The following is a 20,992-nucleotide window of genomic DNA, read 5'->3' on the forward strand; positions in this document are numbered from 1 at the left end:
TTTGCGGAGACCGTGCTTATGCGCTCGCTGACCTATCCCCGGCACCTGGCTCACCAGGTCGTGCTGTTGTTGACCGTGTCTTACCTCACGGGCTGCGCCAGCCCGGCCCCCTCGGGCACCACCACCCGCTGCGCACAGGTGAATTACCCGGTGTACGACCCGGCCGAACCGCTCAATCGCGGGGTGTTTGCCTTCAACCGGACGGTGGATAACTACGCCCTGGCGCCGGTAGCACGTGGCTACCGCTACCTGCCGGATTTTTTCCAGCAGGGTGTGCATAACTTTGCGAGCAACTTCAGCGAGCCGAAGGTGTTTATCAATGACCTGTTGCAAGGCAACCCAAGGCGCTCGGTCAATACCCTTGGCCGTTTTGCGCTGAATACCACAGTGGGCGTGGTGGGGCTGATCGATGTATCAGACCGCGTGGGCATCCCGCGCCATAGCGCCGACTTCGGCCAGACATTCGGCGTGTGGGGCATCGGCAACGGGCCGATTGTCGAACTGCCACTGCTGGGCACCGGCAACAGCCGCGATGCGGCAGGCAAGGTCTTGAGTTTCCTGGTCTCGCCGTTGGGAGACAGTGACACCGTGCAGACCCTGGGCACCCTCAGCCTGGTAGGTGGCACCGTGGATACCCGGGCATCACTGTTGCCGCTCACCGACAGCCTGCAAAAATTGCCGGACTATTACAGCGCAATACGTAATGTCGTGGCACAAAACCGTGCGGCCTTTGTGCTGGATGGCAAGGACGGCGCGACCACTCCCGCGACCGGGGGTTGCGCGGACGGCGCCGCTGATGACTTCTGAGCCGAGTAGCCAAAGGTCGTCATATCTTGCAGCAGGACGTTTATAGCTCGCCAGCGCCCTGCTCTATAAGTTTGGCGGCACTTCGCTCCAAGGGGTGAAGTAACACTCGACTAATAGATAAAAGGACACTGCCATGCTCAGCTCTATCAACGCCACACCGCTCCCCCCTCCTCCCCCCACTACGCCGCAGGACGACACAGCCCTGCAACGCAAGAAACGCAGCATTGAAGACCCTCAGCCGCAACTGGAGCCTCAGGAGGCTGACGGTTCATCGCGCAACCGCCCCAGAAGTGGCGGCCTGGATAGCCTGGGCAAGGGGAACTTGCTCTGAACCGCAGGAAGAAGGGCAGCGTATTGCCCTTCTTCTTTTTTACAGACCGCTCCGCTTTAACAAAACACTGACATCCGTTGCGCTAACCTTGCCGGTTCAACCCTGGCCGGAGCCTGTTACCGCATGCCACATCCCGACACCTTGCCCGCCGTACTCGCCGGCCCTCTGCTGCGGCGCCTGGAACCCCGGCGCCTGGTGCTGTGGCTGGTGGGGAGCCGGGCATTGCCCCTGAGCCTGAAACTGCACTGTGCCGACCAGTGCCTGGACATGCCGCTGGGCCAGGACCGGTGCCAGGTCGTGCCGGTGGGGCGCCAGGCGTACATCCATCTGATTGATGTACGGTTGGACGAGGCGCTGCCCCAGGACATAGTCATCCACTATGACCTGCTGGTCGACGACGCCGGCATTGCCGAATGGGCATCGCACCTGCTGTACGCCGACACACACTGCCCAAGTTTCGTACTGCACAGCCACATCCATCAACTGGTACACGGCTCCTGCCGCAAACCTCACCACAGCGCCGACGAAGGCCTGCTCTGCGTCGATCGGCTGCTGGCGGATGCGCCTACCCCGGCCGACCGCCCAGCCTTGCTGATGATGAGTGGCGACCAGGTGTACGCCGACGATGTGGCCGGGCCGATGTTGCGGGCGATCCATGGGCTGATTGCGCGCCTGGGCCTGTTCGATGAGTACCTGGAAGGCGCGGTGGTAGACGACAGCGCCAGCCTCTACGGGCATCACGCCAGCTACTACCACCGCGCTGACCTGCTACCCGCGCTGGACAGCAATGAGACCCTGCGCGAACGTTTCTTTGGCGGCGTGAAAAAGCCGATTTTCACCAGCAGCACCGCCGACAATCACCTGGTGACGTTCGCCGAAGTCATGGCGATGTACCTGCTGGTGTGGTCGCCCACCCCCTGGTCCCTGATCACCGTACAGCCACCGCAACTGAACGCCGATGAAGCTGCACGCTATGCCCGCGAACAGGTGCAGGTGGATAAATTTCGCGACGGCTTGCCGGGCGTGGCGCGGGTATTCGCCCATCTGCCCACCTTGATGATCTTTGACGATCACGACATCACCGACGACTGGAACCTCAGCGCGCAATGGGAAGAAACCGCCTACGGCCATCCGTTCTCCAGACGCATCATCGGTAACGCCCTGCTGGCGTACCTGCTGTGCCAGGGCTGGGGCAATAACCCGGACGCCTTTGATGAGCTGGTGGGCCACACCCAGGCACTGGCCACCCAGGCGCAGGACAATCACTTGGACGCCCAGGCACAGGATGATTTGCTCGCGGCGCTGCTGAAGTTCCAGCAGTGGCACTACGTACTGCCCACCACCCCGGCCCTGGTGGTGCTCGACACCCGCACCCGGCGCTGGCGCAGCGAATTCACCCTCAAGCAACCGTCCGGCCTGCTGGACTGGGAAGCCTTGAGCGAACTGCAACAGGAACTGCTCGACCATCCCTCGGCCATCATCGTCTCCCCCGCGCCGATCTTCGGCGTCAAGCTGATCGAGACCGTGCAGAAAATCTTCAGCTGGTGCGGCCACCCGTTGCTGGTGGACGCAGAAAACTGGATGGCCCATCGCGGTGCGGCCCAGGTGATCCTCAACATCTTTCGCCACTCGCGCACACCGGGTAACTACGTGATCCTCTCGGGGGATGTGCACTACTCGTTCGTCTATGAAGTGCTGATCCGCCATCGCAACGCCGGCCCCAGAATCTGGCAGATCACCAGCAGCGGCATCAAGAACGAATTCCCGCCGCGCTTGCTGGAATGGTTCGACCGCCTCAACCGCTGGCTGTACTCGCCGCGCTCGCCTCTCAACTGGTTCACTCGCCGCCGCACCATGCAGGTGGTGCCGCACATCCCGGAGCATGCCGAGGCCGGTGAACGGTTATGGAATTCGGCAGGCATCGGCCAAGTGTTTTTCAACGAGCGGGGGCAACCTGACACGATCTACCAGCACAACGCCGATGGGAAGGCGCGTACGAGGATGATCGCGCCGAAGCAATAGCCCATGGCCACCCTCCTGTAGCCGTCCATCCGCCCTATTCAAAGCGCACAAGCTCCGTTGTACAGTAGCTCCAGCCACGGAGTATCGGCATCAATATGACTGGCCTTGGACGCCAGCCCATGCAAGGAGCGCACAGATGGACGATACCTCCGACAACGGTAATTTCTCCCACCTCAATGCCGACATGCTGCATACCGTGCTGGAGCTGGTCAGCGACGGGATCTGGGACTGGAACGCCAATACCGGGTTCGTCTACCGCAACCCAGGCTGGTACGAAATGCTGGGCTACCCCCGCCACTCCCTGGAAAACAGCGTGTTCACCTGGGAGACCGTCATCCACCCGGAAGACTACCCCCACGTGATGACGCTGTTCGATGACTACATCCACCGTCGCGCTCCCCATTATCAAATCGAATACCGTTGCCGCAAAAAAGATGGCAGCTACCTGTGGATTGAAGACCGGGGCTACGTGATTGCCCGTAACCCCGATGGCTCGGTGGCGCGGATGGTCGGCGCCCATCGCGATATTCATATACGCAAGTGCTCCGTCGAACAGCTGGAGCGGCGCAACCAATCCCTTGAGGCGCTGGTGGCCGAGCGCACGCGCGAATTGTCACGGGTCAACCAGCAGTTGCAATTGCAGCTGGACGAAAACCGCTCCCTGGCCGAACGGGATGCCCTGACCCTCGTCGCCAACCGCTATCGCCTGGAAAAAGTCCTGCTGGAAGAGTGCGACCGCGCCCAGCGTTTTCGCCTGCCGCTGGCATTGATCGCGATGGATATCGATGATTTCAAGCCGATCAATGACCAGCATGGTCACGGCGTGGGCGACCAAACCCTTTTGCAGGTAGTGGAATGCCTGGAAAGCTGCCTGCGCCCAGGCGACCTGCTCGCGCGCTGGGGTGGCGATGAGTTCATCGCGGTCCTGCCCAAAAGCGCACTGGAAACCGCCAGGGAGCTGGCCGAGAAAATCTGCCAAAAGATGCGCAAGATCCCGATGCGCGGCGGCCTCCACGTTACCCTGAGCGTGGGCGTGGCCGAGCGCCGTATGGATGAATCCCCCAGCGCGCTTATGGCGCGTGCCGATCAGGCGCTGTATCGCGCCAAGGCGGCGGGCAAGGATGGGGTGTCGGCGTAGCATCGACGGGGCTACGGCGTTGCCAAAAACGAGCTTTTGGCAACAGCTCTTCCGATTTGGAATGACCCGGCGACTTTATTTCGTTTGCGGCAGGGCCTGGCCCACGGCTTAGATAAAAGCACGCCCGCCACTGCCGAGTTCGAGATTCATGAGCCGCGAAACCATCAGCCAGTCGATTTCCATCGTTCATCCCATCAGCCTCAGCCATGGCAGCAACGCCGAGGTCTGGGACACCACGGGCAAACGCTATATCGATTTTGTCGGCGGGATCGGCGTGCTCAACCTTGGCCATTGCCACCCGGGCGTGGTGGCGGCGATTCGGGAACAGGCGACGAAGTTGACCCACTATGCGTTCAACGCGGCACCGCACACGCCCTACATCGAACTGATGGATCGCCTGACCGGGTTTATCCCGGTGGACTACCCCGTCAGCGGCATGCTTACCAACAGCGGTGCGGAAGCGGCAGAAAACGCCTTGAAGATCGTGCGCGGCGCCACCGGCCGCACGGCGGTGATCGCCTTTGACGGTGCTTTCCACGGCCGCACCCTGGCCACCCTCAACCTCAATGGCAAGGTGGCGCCCTACAAACAAAAGGTCGGCGTCCTGCCCGGCCCGGTGTATCACCTGCCCTACCCCAGCGCCGATAACGGCGTGAGCTGCGCTGAAGCGCTGAAAGCCATGGACCGCTTGTTCAGCGTGGAAATCGACGTCGGTGACGTCGCCTGTTTCATCATCGAGCCGGTGCAGGGCGAAGGCGGTTTCCTGGCGCTGGATATCGAGTTTGCCCACGCCCTGCGGCGCTTTTGCGATGAACACAATATCCTGTTGATTGCCGATGAGATCCAATCGGGCTTCGGGCGCACCGGCCGGCGTTTCGCCTTCTCACGCCTGGGCATCGAACCGGATCTGATCCTGCTGGGCAAAAGCATCGCCGGCGGCGTGCCGCTGGGTGCGGTGGTCGGGCGCAAGGCCTTGATGGATAACCTGCCCAAAGGCGGCCTCGGTGGTACTTACTCGGGTAACCCCATCGCTTGCGCGGCAGCATTGGCTACCCTCGATGCGATGACGGACGAACACTTGCAGGCCTGGGGCTCGCAACAGGAAGCAGCGATCGTCGGCCGCTATGCCGCCTGGCGTTCGCAGCACCTGTCGCCGTACCTGGGCCGCCTGACCGGCGTCGGTGCCATGCGCGGCATCGAACTGGCCAACGCCGACGGCACGCCCGCGCCCCGGCAACTGACCCAATTGCTGAGCCTGGCGCGAGACGCCGGGCTGTTGTTGATGCCCAGCGGCAAGTCGCGGCACATCGTGCGCTTGCTGGCACCGCTGACCATCGAGCCTGCGGTGCTGGAAGAAGGACTGGATATTCTCCAGGCGTGCCTGAAGCAGTTGGTTTGACGCCCTGCATTCGCCGGTCGGCAGCCTTGACCTGATCCCCCTCCCCGCTGAAAATGCGCGACGCTTTTTTGTCTTCCGTTTACTGAAGTAGTGAAATTTCAATGTCCGATTCTTACACCGAACACTCCGCCGAAGAATCCGTAGTCGCCTTGCACGCCAAGGCTGAATACGAAAACGCCATCAATCTTTCACAGCATGTGCCAGCCGCCAAGATCATCAGCGAGATGGTGCTGGACGCCTTTCACACCTCCAAGGAAAGCGACCAGATCCGCGAACTGCGCGTGGCCATCCGCCAGGCCCAGGACGCCTTCGACGACGACAAGGCCTACGACCTGATGGGCCAGCTCAAGCAGCTCAAGGACGCCGAAGCCGCTGACAACCTCGCCCTTGAAGACCTGAGCAGTAAGTTCTCCATCAGCCGCATCCTGTCGAGCTTCAAGGATGATCCTGAGTTTCAGGAGCTGGTCTACGGGCTGGCCCTCAAAGTGCTGAACCAGTCTCACCAGGCCATCAGCAACCCAAGCGCCGGCAAAGGCAAGGCCGCCCGCCCCAAGAAAGAAGCCGAAGTGTTTGTGATCAGCAAGGACGGCACCAGCGTCACCCTGCCGCTGCGCACGCCACGCTCGCGGTTGAACGTCGACCGTGAGGCGTTTGAGTTCCTGGGCTTCAGCTTTGTAGGCGAAGGCGACGAAGCCGAGCTGGAGGTTGAAAGCTTTGTGGATAACGCCGGCGTCGAGCAGCCCCTGAGCCGCAAGAGCGTGATTACTGCGCTGCAACAGCAGACGGCGTTTGAGGGCTACAGCATCGCGCAGCAGTGACACCGAATGTGGGAGGGAGAAAGCCCCCTCCCACATCGGCGCTAGACCGTCGCCGCAAACACCTCGCGAAACCGCTCCATCTCCCGCTTGTTCCCCACCGTCACGCGCACCCACTGCGGCCAGTTTTTCCACACCCGCCCGATGAACACGCCCTGTGCGGCAAGCTTGTCGATGACCTGCTCGGCCGGTTGCTTCACGTCGATCATGAAGCAGTTGGCCTGGGAGGCCGTGCAGGTGAAGCCACGGCCCTTGAGCCAGGTGATTGTTTCATCGCGCAGCTGGGCATTGAGTGCCTTGCGTTGTGGCAGCAACTTTACGTCTTCCAGGCTGGCGAGGCCGCCGAGCAGGGAAGAACCCGCCGGGACATTGTCACCGCCGAATACCGCCAGCCGTTCCAGCAGCGCCGGGTGGCCGATCGCCAGGCCCAGGCGGGCGCCGGCCATGCCATAGATTTTCGAGAAGGTGCGCAACACCAACAGGTCGTCATGGTCCTTGACCCAGCTCACCACGCTTGGGGTGTCGGCGAAGTCGATGTAGGCCTCGTCCACCACCAATACGCTGCCTTTGGGCTTGTTCGCCAACGCCTGGCGAATAGCCTCGGTAGAGGTGAAGGTGCCCGTCGGATTATTGGGATTGCAGACATAGAGCATCCCCGCCTGGGGATCGGCGGCGAGCATGGCGGGAACGTCGTGGGCGTGGTCGGCGTCAAGGTCCACTTCGCGCACCGGCGCCTTACGGGACTCGGCGGCCTGGCGCGGTACTTCGTAGGAAGGCGTGGCCATCACCAGGCCGCGGGTTTCGCTGGTGAACGCCAGCACCGCGTAGCGCAGCGCGGCCATGGAGCCGGCGAACACCGCCACCTGCTCTTCGGCAATCCCGTGCTGCTGGGCAAACAGGCCGGCCAAGGCGTACATATGTTTGTACGGATACCGGCCGGCTGTCGCGATGCCGCGCTGCATCGCTTCGCGGGCCGCCGTCGAAGGCCCGTAGGGGCTTTCGTTGTAGTTGAGCAGTACCTTGTCAGTCTTGGTCGGCGCAGGTGCGGCGAGCGCCCAATCCAGGCGCCCGAGCAAAGGCAGGGCGGCGCCAAGAGCGAGAAGGGATCGACGACTAACGCTGACCATGGTGACTACTCCTTGTAGACGGGTGAGGAATTCGCACAGCTCGTATAGAAGGGTATGACGAGACAAGGAACGAAGGATTTAACCGAGCCACCATGAAAAAGCCCCGTACAACGTGCGAAGACGGGGCTTTTTTCGAGCAGGGCGCTTCAGCGTTCCCAGTAGCCGGCGATGGGATATTTCGCACACAAGGCTTCGAGTTCTGTACGCAGTTGTTGCTGCAGAATCGGTTCGAGGCGGTACGCGTGCTCCCCCAGCGGGGTGACATTGTCCAATACCCGGCACACCAGATCGATGATGTGTCGACAGCCCTCGGCATCAACACCGCGTTGCGCCATGGAGCCCGTGCCGATACACAAGCCACTGGCAACGGCAGACGAACGCGTCTCACCCGGTATGCGGTTTTTATCCACCACGACACCGCAGCTTTCCAACGCCGACTCGGCGATAGCGCCGGTAACGCCGCCGCGCAAGCGAATCAGCACGGTATGGTTTTCACTGCGCCCGCCGACCACTTCATAGTCATGGGCCTGAAACGCGCTGGCCACTTCATCGGCCAGGGCGCGAATCCGCCCCATGCACGCGTCGAACTCCGGCGTCATCGCGTAGCCCAGCGCAGCGGCTTTGGCGGCGATCATATTGACCGCCGGCGCGCCCTGCATGCGTGGGAACACGGCTTGATCAAGTACACGGCTGAAGGTCGCCCTCAAGCCGGGCACCTTGGTATGGGCATCGCGGCCGGACAGGATCAAGCCTCCGCGCGGCCCACCCAGCTGCTTGTGGGTACAGGTGGTGGTGACATGCGCGGCGTTGATCGGACTCGGGTGCCGCCCCGTCACGACCAGCCCGGCAATATGAGAAATGTCGGCGAGCAGGATCGCACCCGCTTCATCGGCTATGGCGCGAAACCGCTCGAAATCCACAACCCGCGAATAAGCCGATGCACCGCAGATGATGATGCGTGGGCGATGGGCAAGCGCCAGACTACGCACCTGCGCGTAATCGATCAGTCCGTCGGCGGTGGTGCCGTAGCGAATGGCCTTGTAGTAGGCACCGGTAAATACAGCGGGGCTGCCATGGGTAAGGTGCCCACCGTGATCGTGGGCCATGCCCAGCAGGGTATCCCCCGGTTCAAGCAGGGCGGACAGCACTTGGGCGTTGGCGTTGGAAGCCGAGTGCGACTGCACGCCGGCGTAGTGGGCATCGAACAATTCACGCGCCCTGCGGATAGCCAGGGACTCGACCAGATCGACATTCTCGCAGCCCGCCCGATGGCGTCGGCCAGGCGCGCCCTCGGCGGTGATGTTCACCAATGCAGACGCGGAGGCCACCAGGGTGCGGGGTTCGACCGCACAGGAGGACGCGACCAGTGACAGTGTGCGGTGCTGGCGCGCCACTTCCGCGTCCAGCAGCATCGCCAACTCCATGTCCTCGGCGTGCAGATCCGCCATGCCTCGGCGCAACAGGTCAGCCTGATCCTGCAGGTGTACGGTATTGACTGCCATGGGGAGTGTCCTTTCCTTGGTCGCTGCGTAGCGGTTCGTCCTGAACCGTGGCGCTCAATTAAACAGGAAATTAAACATTTTCCAAATTAAATGTTCGCTTTTGTCCCCCTTTGCCGAGTAACTGGCCATTTGCCTTTCCGCCTGACAGGGTCGAGCATCTTGGGCTTTATTGTTAAGCCACGCGCGTGCAACACTTGCGCCCGCCGCAAAGCCTGAACGCCCTGGATGGGTACTTCAGTGCTGAAACAGCCTGCGTGGCGTCTTCAAGGATCAACGGTTTTTACTAAAGGGAAGTGGTGAGCACGTGATGCACAGACGAGAAAAAGCCGAGCACTTGAAGAGCAACATCAAGTACTTGATCAAGAGCCGCGGCGAGACCCAACTGTCGTTGTGCAGCGCGGCCGGCCTGACCCGCACCACGATCTACAACATCCTCGAAGGCAAGGTCGTCAACGTTCAACAGTCGACCCTGCGCAAGATTTCCGATTTTTTCGGCGTGTCTTACGAAGAAATCGAGACCATCGATTTTGAAGCCAAGGAAATCATCGAGAGCAGTGTGTCGCCCCAGGGCAATATGAACCCGGCAGCCGTGCCTGTGCTCAAGCAAAGCCAGGTCATGCAACACCTGGACAAGCGCATCGGCGAACTGGCCACCCTCTTCCCGCTCACGTACTACTTCGGCGCGTCCCATAACCTGATCGGCGTGCAGTTGGAGCATCCCATCGCGGGTGTGAACGAGCCAGGTGACCTGCTGATCATCCAGAAGGGCTCATCGAGCGATGCCAAGGAAAAGCTGGTGTTCGACAAGGTCACTCAGGCGCTGTTGATCAGCCGTGAGGCCTGCGCCAACTCAGAACGCCTGTGTGTACTGGGCGATATCATTGAGGAGCGCTTCAATGACCACGCATGAAAGCGAGATAGAAAACAGCAAGTACAAACTGCTTGGCTTCGAAAATGACAAGAGCCTGGCCGTGATCATGATCATCGCCACGGGCAAGATCATCCGGGTCAAGTTGAGCGAAGTCATCAACAGCGAAATCATGGACAACTTAAATAAAATGGAAGTTAAAAACCTGTACAAGAAGTTCTATTCCCAAGGCGGCTCGGTGACCGCGTACGACCTCAATGACCGTAATGAAAACTCATGGATGATCTACATCATCCTGAACCTGCTGCTCTTCACTTTTTATATTTTCACCAGCATCGCCGCGACCAAACCGATCTACATCGAGTCACTCGACATCATCGTCACACCCGGCACTTTCCTGTATCCGTTGACCTTTTTGATCGTGGACCTGCTCAACGAAAACTTCGGCCTGAGACTCGCCAGAAAGGCCATTCTGTTTGCCTTTGCCAGCAACGCGATGATCATCATCCTGCTCTACGGCTCGACCTTCCTGCCCGGCCTGCCAGGTTGGAAGCTCGACGGTCCTTACAACGATGTGATCGTCCAGGTATCGTCGGTATTGATCGCCTCTTCGGTGTCGTTCCTGGTGTCGGAAAATATCAACTCGTATTTACTGTGCAAGATCAAAGAGCTGACCAACTCCAAATACCTGTACCTGCGCATTTTCCTCAGTACGTTCTTTGCAGTGATTATCGACAGCTTCCTGTTCTGCTTCATCGCGTTCTACGGTGCCATGCAGACCAGCGACATCCTGAGCATGATCTATGTACAGATCGCGATCAAAGTCGGTTTTGCGTTCTTCAATATCCTGCCGGCCTACGGTGCGCGCTCGTTGTTCAAGCGCTACCTGACCGCCGCCACTGCCTGATGCGTAGCAGCTGTCGAGCCTTGTCGAGGCTCGACAGCTGCGTGCTGGAGGTCAGTTCAGCTGCAATTTCTGCTTAAGGCTCTGCATGACCGCTGCCTTGTTCTGCAGGTAGTCATTCAAGCCACGTGCACGCAGGTTGCACGCATCGCACTCGCCGCAGCCGGTGCCGATAATGCCGTTGTAGCAGGTCAGGGTCTGCTCGCGGACCAGGTCCAGTTGCTGGTGGTAATCCGCCAATGCCCAGGTCTCGGCCTTGTTCAGCCACATCAACGGGGTTTCCAGGCGTACGTCGTACTCCATGCCCAGCTTGAGCGCCTGGTTCAAGGCCTTGACGAACTCATCGCGGCAATCGGGGTAGCCGGAGAAGTCGGTTTCACACACGCCGGTGATGACCGTCTCGGCCTTGACCTGATACGCGTAGATGGCCGCCAGGGTTAAAAACAGAATATTGCGGCCCGGCACAAAGGTGCTCGGCAGGCTTTCGCCGGAGCTGTTCACGGTAGGCACCGGGATGTTGTCGCGGGTCAGGCTGCTGATCGCCAGTTCGTTGAGCAGCGACACGTCCATCACTTTGTGAACGGTGGCCCCCAGTTGCTTGGCCAACTGCCGGGCGACTTCGATTTCCGCCACATGGCGCTGACCGTAATCGAAGGTGATGCAGTGCACTTCGTCATACAGCGGCAGCGCCTGGATCAGGCAGGTGGTCGAATCCTGACCGCCACTGAACACCATAACGGCTTTTTTACTCATCACTTTGCTTCCTGCAGGGGTAGGGTTTGGTCGTAGTTTAAAGGTCACTCAATAAAAAACCCCGCGCTTCTTTCGAAGGCGGGGCCTTTTTATTACTCAGACACTCAGTGGGCGTAGGTCAGCAACAGCTCTTTCGGCACTTGGAAATCCAGGGACATCATCACGCTGAGCGCGGTGATGGTGAAGATCGAGAACACGAACAGCTTGCGCGCCCAGACGGTGTCGTCCACCGCCTTGTAGCCGGTCCAGGCCATGTACAACCAGTACATGCCCATGGCGGCGGCGACGGCAAGGTAGCTCATGCCGGCGTAGCCACTGAAGGTCAACATCAAGGTCGCCACGAGGAAGGCCAGGATGTAGAGCAGGATGTGTTTCTTGGCGACCTGGATGCCACGCTTGACCGGCAGGACCGGAATCGAAGCAGCCAGGTAGTCGTTGAAGCGGAAGATCGCGATGGCGTAGGAATGCGGCATCTGCCACAGGCTGAACATCACCAGCAGCACCAGCGCAGCCATGTCGAAGCTATTGGTCACAGCCACATAACCAATCACCGGCGGCATCGCCCCCGACAGACTGCCCACCAGCGTGCCGTGCACCGACTTGCGCTTGAGGTACAGGCTGTAGAGACCGACGTAGATGACAAAACCGATCACGGCAAACAACGCCGCCAGCGGGTTGGCCACCTGGTACAACAGGGCCACACCGGCAACACCCAGGACGGTCGCGAAGATCAGCGCCAGTTTCAGGGAAATCAGGCCCTGGACCAGCACGCGATTCTTGGTGCGCTCCATCTTGATGTCGATGTCACGGTCGATGCAGTTGTTGAACACACAGCCGGAAGCCACCACCAGGGACGTACCGATCATCGCAGCCAGGAAGATGGCCAGATCGACATGTCCCTTGGAGGCCAGGAAGAAACCGCCCGCCACAGAAAGCACGTTACCGAAAATGATCCCCGGTTTGGTGATTTGGATAAAGTGCTTAAGCGACATCGGGTCTTACCTCACTTCGCCATCATGAACGTATGGATGCTGAACATGATCCATATCGACAGGCCAACCAGCAGCAGGATTACTAAGCCTGCGAACACGAACGCAATCACGTTATCGCGCTGCTCTTTAGAGCGATCCAGGTGCAGGAAGTACACCAGGTGAACCAGAACCTGAATCACCGCGAACGCCAGTACGATCATCAAAGTGATCGACTTCGGCAGGGTCGGGTACATCACCAGACCGAACGGGATGAGCGTCAGGATTACCGACAGGATGAAGCCGATGGCGTACGACTTAACGCTGCCGTGGCTCGCATCATGGCTGTCATGGTCATGGGAGTGTGCATTAGCCATTACAGAGTCCCCATCAGGTAAACAACGGTGAAGACGCAGATCCAGACCACGTCCAGGAAGTGCCAGAACAGGCTCAGGCAGCTCAGGCGAGTCTTGTTGGTGTTGGTCAGGCCGTGTTTATTGACCTGATACATCATCACCGCCATCCACAGCAGGCCGGCCGTCACGTGCAGACCGTGGGTACCAACCAGCGTGAAGAAAGCCGACAGGAAGCCGGAACGGTGCGGGCCGTAGCCTTCGGAGATCAGCAGGTGGAACTCGTTGATCTCCATGCCGATGAAGCCCAGGCCGAACAGGAAGGTCAGTGCCAACCAGCTCAGGACGCCTTTCTTGTTGCCCTTGTAGAAGGCCAACATGGCGAAGCCGTAGGTGATCGAACTGAACAACAGCAAGGCGGTTTCGCCGAGCACGTAAGGCAGTTCGAAGATGTCGTGGCCCGACGGGCCACCCGCAACGTTGTTTACCAGTACCGCGTACACCGCGAAGATCGACGCAAACAAGATGCAGTCGGTCATCAGGTAGAGCCAGAAACCGAAAACGGTCATCGGCCCCGAGTCGTGGTGATGGTCATCGTGCCCATGGTCATCGACATGGGCGTGTCCAGCATTGGTCACTAAGTTCGACATGGTTTAAGCCTGTTCCAACGAGGTTTCTACACGGTTGGCCGGGATTTTCTTCTCGGCGACCAGGCGAGCGTGCTGCTCGGCTTCGATGCGCTCGATCGTTTCGACCGGCACCATGTAGCCTTGATCATCACGTGCTGCGTGGACAATGAAGTAGCCGATGGTGCCCACCAGGCTCACGATTGCCAGCCACCAGATGTGCCAGATCATCGCGAAACCGAACACGGTCAACAGCGCACCCATCACCACGCCAGTAGCGGTGTTGCTTGGCATGTGGATCGGTTCGTAGTGCTTAGGTTGCTGGTACGCAGTACCGTCTTCCTTGGCTTCGGTGAACGCATCAATGGTGTTCGCAGTCGGGATCACGGCGAAGTTGTAGAACGGAGGTGGCGACGAGGTCGACCATTCCAGGGTGTGGCCATTCCATGGGTCGCCGGATTCGCAAGCGTTCTGCTTACGGTCACGGATGCTCACGTACAGTTGGATCAACTGGCAGGCGATACCCACAGCGATCATGAGTGCACCGAACATGGCGACGTACAGGTACGGCACCCACTCAGGGTTGGTAGTGGCGTTCAGACGACGGGTCATGCCCATGAAGCCCAGTGCATAGAGCGGCATGAACGCAACGAAGAAGCCCGAGATCCAGAACCAGAACGCAGCCTTGCCCCAGCCTTCGTGCAGCTTGAAGCCGAACGCTTTCGGGAAGTAGAAGCTGAAACCAGCGATGTAGCCGAATACCGCACCACCGATGATCACGTTGTGGAAGTGCGCGATCACGAACAGGCTGTTGTGCAGCACGAAGTCAGCACCCGGGATGGCCAGCAGTACGCCGGTCATGCCGCCGATGGCGAAGGTCACCATGAAGCCCAGGGTCCACAGGACCTGGCTGGTGATGCGCAGACGGCCGTGGTAGATGGTGAACAGCCAGTTGAATAGCTTCACCCCCGTCGGGATGGAAATCAGCATCGTCGCCAGGCCGAAGAAGGCGTTGACGCTGGCCCCCGAACCCATGGTGAAGAAGTGGTGCAGCCACACCATGAAGCCCAGTACGGAGATTGCGCCCGATGCGTAGACCATCGAGTGGTGACCGAACAGGCGCTTGCCGGTAAAGGTCGAGATCACTTCGGAGAAGATACCGAACGCTGGCAGGATCAGGATGTACACCTCAGGGTGACCCCATGCCCAGAACAGGTTCACGTACATCATTGGATTGCCACCAAGTTCATTGGTGAAAATGTGGAAATCCAGGTAACGGTCAAGCGACAGCAGCGCCATGGTAGCGGCCAGGATCGGGAACGACGCCACGATCAGGACGTTGGCCCAGGTGCAGGTCCAGGTGAAGATCGGCATGTCCATCAGTTTCATGCCAGGGGCGCGCATTTTCAGGACGGTGGCCAGGAAGTTGACCCCCGTCAGCGTCGTCCCGAGTCCTGATAACTGTAGCGCCCAGATGTAGTAGTCCACACCCACGCCAGGGCTGTACTGGATGCCCGACAATGGCGGATACGCAACCCAACCGGTCTTGGCGAATTCGCCGACCCCCAGGGAAACGTTGATCAGCACCACGCCGGAAACCAGCAGCCAGAAGCTCAGGGAGTTCAGGAACGGGTAGGCAACGTCACGCGCACCGATCTGCAGCGGCACTGCAAGGTTCATCAGGCCGGTGAAGAAAGGCATCGCCATGAAGATGATCATGATCACACCGTGGGCGGTGAAGATCTGGTCATAGTGTTCAGGCGGCAGGTAGCCAGGCGAACCTTCGGTGGCCATGGCCAACTGGGTACGCATCATGATGGCGTCGGCAAAACCACGCAGCAGCATGACCATGGCAACGATGATGTACATCACGCCGATTTTCTTGTGGTCGACCGACGTCAGCCACTCGGTCCACAGGTAGGTCCACTTCTTGAAATAAGTGATTGCTGCAAACAGTGCCAGACCACCCAGCGCGATCATGGCGATGGTAATCATCACAATCGGCTCGTGGAACGGGACCGCATCCCAACTTAATTTACCAAACATCGTTTACTCCTCTGCCCCAGCAGTTGAATGCGAGCCCGTGTCAGAACCTTCAACCGCGGCCACTTCTTTCTTCTCGTGCTTGACCGGCTTGCCTGGCTTCATACCTTCGTACTTGTCGACGATTTTCTGAAACAGGTTCGGCTCATACGCGGAGTACAGGGCGACTGGGTTGTTCTGGCTTGGTTTGGTCAGGGCGTCGTATTCAGCTTGATCAAGCTGTTTAGGTGCGGCCTTGACTTCGGCTACCCAGGCGTTGAAATCTTCCTGGCTCGTCGAGATCGCTTTGAATTTCATGCCGGTGAAGCCAGCGCCGCTGTAGTTCGCGGAGATGCCTTCCATTTCAGCTTTTTCGTTGGCGATCAGGTGCAGTCGGGTCTGCATGCCTGCCATCGCGTAGATCTGACCGCCCAGGGCAGGGATGAAGAACGAGTTCATCACGGCGTCGGAGGTGATCCGGAAGTTAAGCGGGGTGTTCTCAGGGAAGCGAATCTGGTTAACCGTGGCGATACCCAGGTCCGGGTAGATGAACAGCCACTTCCAGTCCAGCGCGACCACTTCGATGTTGATCGGCTTGACGTCGGACTCCAGCGGACGGTACGGGTCCAGCTCGTGGGTCGACTTATAGGTGATGTAACCCAGGGCGATGATGATGAGGATCGGGACCAGCCACACCGCGATTTCGATCTTGGTGGAGTGCGACCACTTAGGCGCGTAGGTCGCGCTGGTGTTCGACGCGCGGTATTTCCAGGCGAAGGCAAAGGTCATGATGATCACAGGCACCACGACCAACAGCATCAGCAGGGTGGCAGTGATGATCAGGTTTCGTTGATCCAGACCGATCTGTCCTTTTGGGTCCATCAAGGTCCACTTGCAGCCTCCCAGCATTAACATCATGCCAAGCAGCGGCAAAAAGCCTAGTAATCGGGGGTACCTGTTTTTACTCATCTCACGACCTCTAAAGCAGCTTGCGCAATGCAGTTGGGTTTTGATCGCCAACACTTCACCCTGCCAAGGGTTGGCATTTCTCTTCGATTGAATAAGAGCCTGCCCGGCACGCCATATAACGGAGCGTTTCACGGACCTGCGGTGAGTTCTTATTCGATTTCGTGGTTAAAGGCCTTGTTACAGACCAATTCCCTTTGGTGCGGATAGTTGAAAGGCTGCCGGAACCTTGGGGTCGCACAGAGCCGTCCATCTGCCCCTCGACCGCTCCAGTGCTCAAAGATTGAGCAGCACCGGACATTCAGTGCGGGCGATTGTAGTTAGCTAGCGATGTATAAACCATGTCTTATAAAGAAATAATTTTTATCGATTACAGCAATAATCCTTCACCAATATTGCAATGGTTCGCGATCTTATCGCGTTCGATTCTCAACAAAAACCACAAAAATTGCCGTGTTATAGGGCAAACCGTCACAGCCCTTACACCCCGTAAGGCCCTGCAAAACCTATGCAACCCCCCATAAAACAAGGCATTCGGACATCACTCAAAGCCTTGTACGACGTGAGGTACGTGGCGGCGTCCAAACCACGAACTGACAGCACATCCGGGAGGCTTTTTGCAAATTTAAGCGTTGGTTTGGCGGGTCAGAAACGTCCTGCGGCGGCTTCCGTGTGACAACATGTCGCACACTGCGCGCAGCCAAAATTGTCCGGCGTCACGCTCTGTTCACAAAAGCCTACATGCAAAAACGCCCCGGCCTACCTTGAGGAAAGACCGGGGCGTTTCACTGATGGGTTCAGCCTTTGTGGCGGCGATTACGATAGATGCCCAGAGGCACCAGGATGACCGTCAGCACGAACGCCACCAGCGCCCATTGCGCCAGGGACAGGCCCAGCACCGGCGGGTATGGGGTGCTGCAGAAACCGTCGACCTGGAAGCCCAGTGGGAAGACCTTGGCCAGGGGCAGGTCGTCGACGATAGGTTGCAGTACATCGACGCCGCAGCTCACCTGCGGGAAGAACTGGGTGTACACATGGTGACCGGCCGCAGCCACCCCACCGAGAGCGCTGAGTACCACCAGGCCTTCGAACAGCGTGAGGGCGCCCTTGGTGCGCATGGCGGCACCGATGAACGCGAAGATCGCAATCAACAGCAAGGCATAGCGTTGCAGGATGCACAACGGGCACGGCGCCTCGCCCAACACCACCTGCATGTACAACGCCCCACCGATCAGCGCCAGGCAGATGATGCCCAGCAACACCAGAAAGCGCCGCTCCCTGCCTAAACGCAATTCGTCACTCATCCCCGTATCCCTTTGTTTGGTTGTGCCAATGGCCGCAAGTTTACACACAGAGAGTGGTTTAAACAGAGAGGGGTTAACAGGGGATTAATCGAGAGGAACAGAGATCCAAATGTGGGAGAGGCGAGCCCCCGCCCACATTATTTTGAACAGTGTGAACCTTCAGGTCCTATTCCAAGGCAGCCGCCGGGCCGAAGAATTCGTAGCGGCTTTGTTTCTCGGGTACGCCCAGGGCCTTGAGGTGGCGCTTGATCGCCGCCATGAAGCCTTTAGGTCCCAGGAAGTACGCGTCCAGGTCACGCTGCTCCGGCAACCATGCGGCCAGTTGCTCCTGGCTCAACAGACCGACTTTATCCGCCGCCGGGCTCACGCCATCGTCCTCGGCATAGCAATAAAAGCGCTTGAGCTGCGGGTGCTTGGCTGCCAGGCCGTCGACCCAGTCACGGAACGCATGCACCCCGCCATTGCGCGCGCAGTGGATAAAGTGCACCGGACGCTGGGTGGCCAGTGCGGCCTCCAGCATTGGCAAGGTTGGGGTGATCCCTACCCCGCCGCTGATCAGCACCAGCGGCTTATCGCTGGCCGCCAGGGTGAACTCGCCCGACGGCGGAAACAGGTCAATCGTCGCACCGACCTGCAACTGGTCATGCAGGTGATTGGAAACCCGCCCGCCGGCCTCGCGCTTGACGCTGATGCGGTATTCACCCCCATCACTCAACGCCGACAGTGAGTAGTTGCGGCGCACTTCCTCACCGTCGAGCACCAGCCTCATGCCGATGTATTGGCCCGGCGCGGCCGCGAGGATCGCCCCGTTGTCCGCCGGCGCGAAATAGAAGGAAGTGATCTCGGCGCTCTCCTCTACGCGCTTGACCACAGTGAACGCCCGCGCACCGCGCCAGCCGCCGGGGGCCTGGGCTTTCTCTGCGTAAATAGCGGCTTCGGCACCGATCAGGATGTCCGCCAGTTGGCCGTACGCGGCGCCCCAGGCATTCATCACCTCAGGGGTGGCGATCTCACTGCCCAGCACCTCGGAAATCGCCCGCAGCAAGCAAGCGCCCACGATCGGGTAATGCTCCGGCAGGATCTGCAAGGCGACGTGCTTGTTGATGATCTTCGCCACCAGGTCGCCCAGTTGGTCGAGCTGGTCGATATGCCGCGCGTACATCAATACGCCATTGGCCAAGGCGCGGGGCTGGTCACCGCTGGCCTGGTGAGCCTGGTTGAACAGCGGGCGAACCTCAGGGTACTCGGAGAGCATCATGCGGTAGAAATGGGTGATCAGCGCTTCGCCGCCGCTTTCCAGCAGGGGCACGGTGGATTTGACGATGGCACGGTCTTGGGCACTAAGCATGGGAGCCTCCTGGGCTTCTTTACTGATTGCCCTTAGCTACTCAGTATTCATGCCAACTTATAAATCCTTTAATTTCAATAAGTTGAAAATTATGTAGTCAGTATGACCTCCTACACCTTATAGTCATATGGACTACAAGGAGTCATTATGACTGCACACTCGCTGCTCACCACCCTGCTGCCGCTGGTCGCCGACCTGTCGCGGGAACTGCCCGAAGGCGAACGCTATCGACGCCTGCTGCAAGCCATGCGCGCCCTGTTGCCGTGTGATGCGGCCGCCCTGCTGCGCCTGGACGGCGAGTCGCTGGTGCCGCTGGCGGTGGATGGCTTGAGCGCGGACACCCTGGGCCGCCGCTTCAAGGTCAGCGAACATCCGCGCTTCGCCGTGTTGCTCAGCAGCCCTGGGCCCACACGCTTTGACAGTGACAGCGAATTGCCCGATCCCTACGACGGCCTGGTCGATGGCGTGCACGGCCACCTGGAAGTCCACGACTGCATGGGCTGCCCGCTGTTTGTCGACGATCTGCCCTGGGGCCTGTTGACCCTGGACGCGCTGGACACCGAACGCTTCGAACGGGTGGAACTGGACGCCCTGCAAGCCTTCGCCAGCCTCGCCGCCGCCACGGTCAACGTGGCCGAACGTATCGAACGCCTGGCGTTGCGCGCCGAAGACGAACACCAGCGCGCCGAAATCTACCGCCAGGCCAGCGGCCAGCAGCACAAGGAAATGATCGGCCAGAGCAAAACCCACAAGCGCCTGGTGGAGGAAATCAAGCTGGTGGGTGGCAGCGACCTCACGGTGCTGATCACCGGCGAAACCGGGGTGGGCAAGGAACTGGTGGCCCAGGCCATTCACGCGGCGTCGTCCCGGGCGGACAAACCGCTGATCAGCCTCAACTGCGCGGCCCTGCCGGAAACCCTGGTGGAAAGCGAGTTGTTCGGCCATGTGCGTGGCGCCTTTACGGGCGCGCTGAATGAACGGCGCGGCAAGTTCGAGCTGGCCAATGGCGGCACGCTGTTTCTGGACGAAGTGGGCGAACTGTCCCTGAGCGTGCAGGCCAAGCTGCTTCGGGTGCTGCAAAGCGGCCAGTTGCAGCGCCTGGGCTCGGACAAGGAACACCAGGTGGACGTGCGCCTGATCGCCGCCACCAACCGCGACCTCGCCGATGAAGTGCGCAACGGCCGCTACCGCGCCGACTTCTACCATCGCCTGAGCGTGTACCCGCTGCAAGTGCCGGCCCTGCGCGAGCGCGGGCGTGATGTGTTGCTGCTGGCCGGCTTCTTCCTCGAGCAGAACCGCTCACGCATGGGCCTGGGCAGCCTGCGCCTGACCAGCGATGCCCAGGCGGCGCTGCTGGCCTATAACTGGCCGGGCAATGTGCGGGAGCTGGAACATTTGATCGGCCGCAGCGCGCTGAAAGCCCTGGGTAACTGTCGCGAACGCCCGAAGATTCTGAGCCTGAGTGCCCAGGACCTGGATTTGCCCGACGTCAGCACGCCAATGATCGAAGCACCGGCAGAAGCAGCCCTGGCCGTCACCGGTGACCTGCGCCAGGCCACCGAGGACTACCAGCGCCAAGTCATCAACGCCTGCTTGGAACGCCACCAGCACAACTGGGCCAGCGCCGCCCGCGAACTGGGCCTGGACCGCGCCAACCTCGGCCGGATGGCCAAGCGTTTAGGGCTCAAATAAACCAGACAACTCGGTCAAATGTGAGAAATGCAGAAAATGTGGGAGGG

General features: G+C 59.8%; 19 protein-coding genes. 9 read left to right on the forward strand and 10 right to left on the reverse strand.

Annotation, left to right across the window (positions count from 1 at the left end; genetic code table 11):
* Positions 1–18: 18 nt before the first annotated feature.
* The 6 genes from B9N88_RS28735 (at position 19) to B9N88_RS28760 (ending at position 6,515) form a co-directional block, all read left to right on the forward strand.
* Positions 19–807: an MlaA family lipoprotein gene (locus B9N88_RS28735; RefSeq protein WP_051429400.1), complete on the forward strand. Its 789-nt coding sequence runs from the start codon at positions 19–21 to the stop codon at positions 805–807.
* Positions 808–940: 133 nt separating this feature from the next.
* On the forward strand, positions 941–1,138 hold the full coding sequence (locus B9N88_RS28740; protein WP_027607610.1) for a hypothetical protein: 198 nt from the start codon (positions 941–943) through the stop codon (positions 1,136–1,138).
* Positions 1,139–1,261: 123 nt separating this feature from the next.
* Entirely contained in the window at positions 1,262–3,160 is a 1,899-nt protein-coding gene (locus B9N88_RS28745; RefSeq protein WP_027607611.1) for an alkaline phosphatase D family protein, read from the forward strand.
* A 136-nt stretch (positions 3,161–3,296) separates the two neighbouring features.
* The gene (locus tag B9N88_RS28750) at positions 3,297–4,298 is read left to right on the forward strand and encodes a diguanylate cyclase domain-containing protein (protein WP_027607612.1); all 1,002 of its coding nucleotides are present in this window, start codon (positions 3,297–3,299) and stop codon (positions 4,296–4,298) included.
* Positions 4,299–4,446: 148 nt separating this feature from the next.
* Complete coding sequence (locus tag B9N88_RS28755) at positions 4,447–5,697, forward strand: 2-aminoadipate transaminase (protein ID WP_027607613.1); 1,251 nt, start codon at positions 4,447–4,449, stop codon at positions 5,695–5,697.
* A gap of 101 nt (positions 5,698–5,798) precedes the next feature.
* Positions 5,799–6,515, forward strand: a complete 717-nt coding sequence (locus B9N88_RS28760) for a hypothetical protein (RefSeq protein WP_027607614.1) — start codon at positions 5,799–5,801, stop codon at positions 6,513–6,515.
* A gap of 41 nt (positions 6,516–6,556) precedes the next feature.
* Here the strand turns inward: B9N88_RS28760 and B9N88_RS28765 are convergent, their stop codons facing one another.
* Positions 6,557–7,639 (reverse strand): pyoverdine biosynthesis transaminase PtaA, encoded by a 1,083-nt coding sequence (locus B9N88_RS28765; RefSeq protein WP_027607615.1) that lies wholly within the window; start codon positions 7,637–7,639, stop codon positions 6,557–6,559.
* Between the two features lie 146 nt (positions 7,640–7,785).
* Positions 7,786–9,141 carry a serine hydroxymethyltransferase gene (gene glyA / locus B9N88_RS28770; protein WP_027607616.1) on the reverse strand — a complete coding sequence of 452 codons (1,356 nt, stop codon included), beginning with the start codon at positions 9,139–9,141 and terminating at the stop codon, positions 7,786–7,788.
* A gap of 304 nt (positions 9,142–9,445) precedes the next feature.
* Between glyA and B9N88_RS28775 the strand changes: the two genes are divergently transcribed.
* Complete coding sequence (locus B9N88_RS28775) at positions 9,446–10,051, forward strand: helix-turn-helix transcriptional regulator (RefSeq protein ID WP_027607617.1); 606 nt, start codon at positions 9,446–9,448, stop codon at positions 10,049–10,051.
* A complete protein-coding gene (locus tag B9N88_RS28780) occupies positions 10,038–10,916 on the forward strand; it encodes a queuosine precursor transporter (RefSeq protein WP_027607618.1) in 879 nt (292 codons plus the stop codon). The genes B9N88_RS28775 and B9N88_RS28780 overlap by 14 nt, the downstream gene beginning before the upstream one ends.
* A gap of 51 nt (positions 10,917–10,967) precedes the next feature.
* Here the strand turns inward: B9N88_RS28780 and queC are convergent, their stop codons facing one another.
* The 8 genes from queC to hmpA all read right to left on the reverse strand — a co-directional run bounded on the left by queC (position 10,968) and on the right by hmpA (position 19,253).
* On the reverse strand, positions 10,968–11,666 hold the full coding sequence (gene queC, locus B9N88_RS28785) for a 7-cyano-7-deazaguanine synthase QueC (protein ID WP_027607619.1): 699 nt from the start codon (positions 11,664–11,666) through the stop codon (positions 10,968–10,970).
* Positions 11,667–11,770: 104 nt separating this feature from the next.
* On the reverse strand, positions 11,771–12,658 hold the full coding sequence (cyoE, locus tag B9N88_RS28790) for a heme o synthase (protein WP_027607620.1): 888 nt from the start codon (positions 12,656–12,658) through the stop codon (positions 11,771–11,773).
* Between the two features lie 11 nt (positions 12,659–12,669).
* Positions 12,670–13,011, reverse strand: coding sequence for a cytochrome o ubiquinol oxidase subunit IV (cyoD, locus tag B9N88_RS28795; RefSeq protein ID WP_010206434.1), 342 nt, complete (start codon positions 13,009–13,011; stop codon positions 12,670–12,672).
* On the reverse strand, positions 13,011–13,637 hold the full coding sequence (locus tag B9N88_RS28800) for a cytochrome o ubiquinol oxidase subunit III (RefSeq protein WP_010206435.1): 627 nt from the start codon (positions 13,635–13,637) through the stop codon (positions 13,011–13,013). Before B9N88_RS28800 ends, cyoD begins: the two co-directional genes overlap by 1 nt.
* Positions 13,638–13,640: 3 nt before the next feature.
* Positions 13,641–15,659, reverse strand: coding sequence for a cytochrome o ubiquinol oxidase subunit I (gene cyoB / locus B9N88_RS28805; RefSeq protein ID WP_027607621.1), 2,019 nt, complete (start codon positions 15,657–15,659; stop codon positions 13,641–13,643).
* Between the two features lie 3 nt (positions 15,660–15,662).
* Positions 15,663–16,604 carry a ubiquinol oxidase subunit II gene (gene cyoA / locus B9N88_RS28810; protein ID WP_027607622.1) on the reverse strand — a complete coding sequence of 314 codons (942 nt, stop codon included), beginning with the start codon at positions 16,602–16,604 and terminating at the stop codon, positions 15,663–15,665.
* Between the two features lie 794 nt (positions 16,605–17,398).
* The gene (locus B9N88_RS28820) at positions 17,399–17,905 is read right to left on the reverse strand and encodes a disulfide bond formation protein B (protein ID WP_027607623.1); all 507 of its coding nucleotides are present in this window, start codon (positions 17,903–17,905) and stop codon (positions 17,399–17,401) included.
* A 166-nt stretch (positions 17,906–18,071) separates the two neighbouring features.
* Positions 18,072–19,253, reverse strand: coding sequence for an NO-inducible flavohemoprotein (hmpA, locus tag B9N88_RS28825; RefSeq protein ID WP_027607624.1), 1,182 nt, complete (start codon positions 19,251–19,253; stop codon positions 18,072–18,074).
* Positions 19,254–19,400: 147 nt separating this feature from the next.
* On the opposite strand from hmpA, the gene norR reads away from it, so the two are divergent.
* Positions 19,401–20,945, forward strand: coding sequence for a nitric oxide reductase transcriptional regulator NorR (norR, locus tag B9N88_RS28830; protein ID WP_027607625.1), 1,545 nt, complete (start codon positions 19,401–19,403; stop codon positions 20,943–20,945).
* Positions 20,946–20,992 lie beyond the last annotated feature (47 nt).

The organism is Pseudomonas sp. LAMO17WK12:I1, from assembly GCF_900177315.1.
Taxonomy (GTDB): Bacteria; Pseudomonadota; Gammaproteobacteria; order Pseudomonadales; family Pseudomonadaceae; genus Aquipseudomonas; species Aquipseudomonas marginalis.

Excerpts from the sequence above, each read along its gene's own strand:
- B9N88_RS28735 (WP_051429400.1), top strand. The coding sequence starts at position 19 with ATGCGCTCGCTGACCTATCCCCGGCACCTGGCTCACCAGGTCGTGCTG.
- norR (WP_027607625.1), top strand. The coding sequence starts at position 19,401 with ATGACTGCACACTCGCTGCTCACCACCCTGCTGCCGCTGGTCGCCGAC.
- B9N88_RS28820 (WP_027607623.1), bottom strand. The coding sequence starts at position 17,905 with ATGAGTGACGAATTGCGTTTAGGCAGGGAGCGGCGCTTTCTGGTGTTG.
- B9N88_RS28755 (WP_027607613.1), top strand. The coding sequence starts at position 4,447 with ATGAGCCGCGAAACCATCAGCCAGTCGATTTCCATCGTTCATCCCATC.
- B9N88_RS28780 (WP_027607618.1), top strand. The coding sequence starts at position 10,038 with ATGACCACGCATGAAAGCGAGATAGAAAACAGCAAGTACAAACTGCTT.
- B9N88_RS28765 (WP_027607615.1), bottom strand. The coding sequence starts at position 7,639 with ATGGTCAGCGTTAGTCGTCGATCCCTTCTCGCTCTTGGCGCCGCCCTG.
- B9N88_RS28740 (WP_027607610.1), top strand. The coding sequence starts at position 941 with ATGCTCAGCTCTATCAACGCCACACCGCTCCCCCCTCCTCCCCCCACT.
- cyoB (WP_027607621.1), bottom strand. The coding sequence starts at position 15,659 with ATGTTTGGTAAATTAAGTTGGGATGCGGTCCCGTTCCACGAGCCGATT.
- B9N88_RS28750 (WP_027607612.1), top strand. The coding sequence starts at position 3,297 with ATGGACGATACCTCCGACAACGGTAATTTCTCCCACCTCAATGCCGAC.
- cyoE (WP_027607620.1), bottom strand. The coding sequence starts at position 12,658 with ATGTCGCTTAAGCACTTTATCCAAATCACCAAACCGGGGATCATTTTC.
- cyoA (WP_027607622.1), bottom strand. The coding sequence starts at position 16,604 with ATGAGTAAAAACAGGTACCCCCGATTACTAGGCTTTTTGCCGCTGCTT.
- cyoD (WP_010206434.1), bottom strand. The coding sequence starts at position 13,011 with ATGGCTAATGCACACTCCCATGACCATGACAGCCATGATGCGAGCCAC.
- glyA (WP_027607616.1), bottom strand. The coding sequence starts at position 9,141 with ATGGCAGTCAATACCGTACACCTGCAGGATCAGGCTGACCTGTTGCGC.
- B9N88_RS28800 (WP_010206435.1), bottom strand. The coding sequence starts at position 13,637 with ATGTCGAACTTAGTGACCAATGCTGGACACGCCCATGTCGATGACCAT.
- queC (WP_027607619.1), bottom strand. The coding sequence starts at position 11,666 with ATGAGTAAAAAAGCCGTTATGGTGTTCAGTGGCGGTCAGGATTCGACC.
- B9N88_RS28760 (WP_027607614.1), top strand. The coding sequence starts at position 5,799 with ATGTCCGATTCTTACACCGAACACTCCGCCGAAGAATCCGTAGTCGCC.
- hmpA (WP_027607624.1), bottom strand. The coding sequence starts at position 19,253 with ATGCTTAGTGCCCAAGACCGTGCCATCGTCAAATCCACCGTGCCCCTG.
- B9N88_RS28745 (WP_027607611.1), top strand. The coding sequence starts at position 1,262 with ATGCCACATCCCGACACCTTGCCCGCCGTACTCGCCGGCCCTCTGCTG.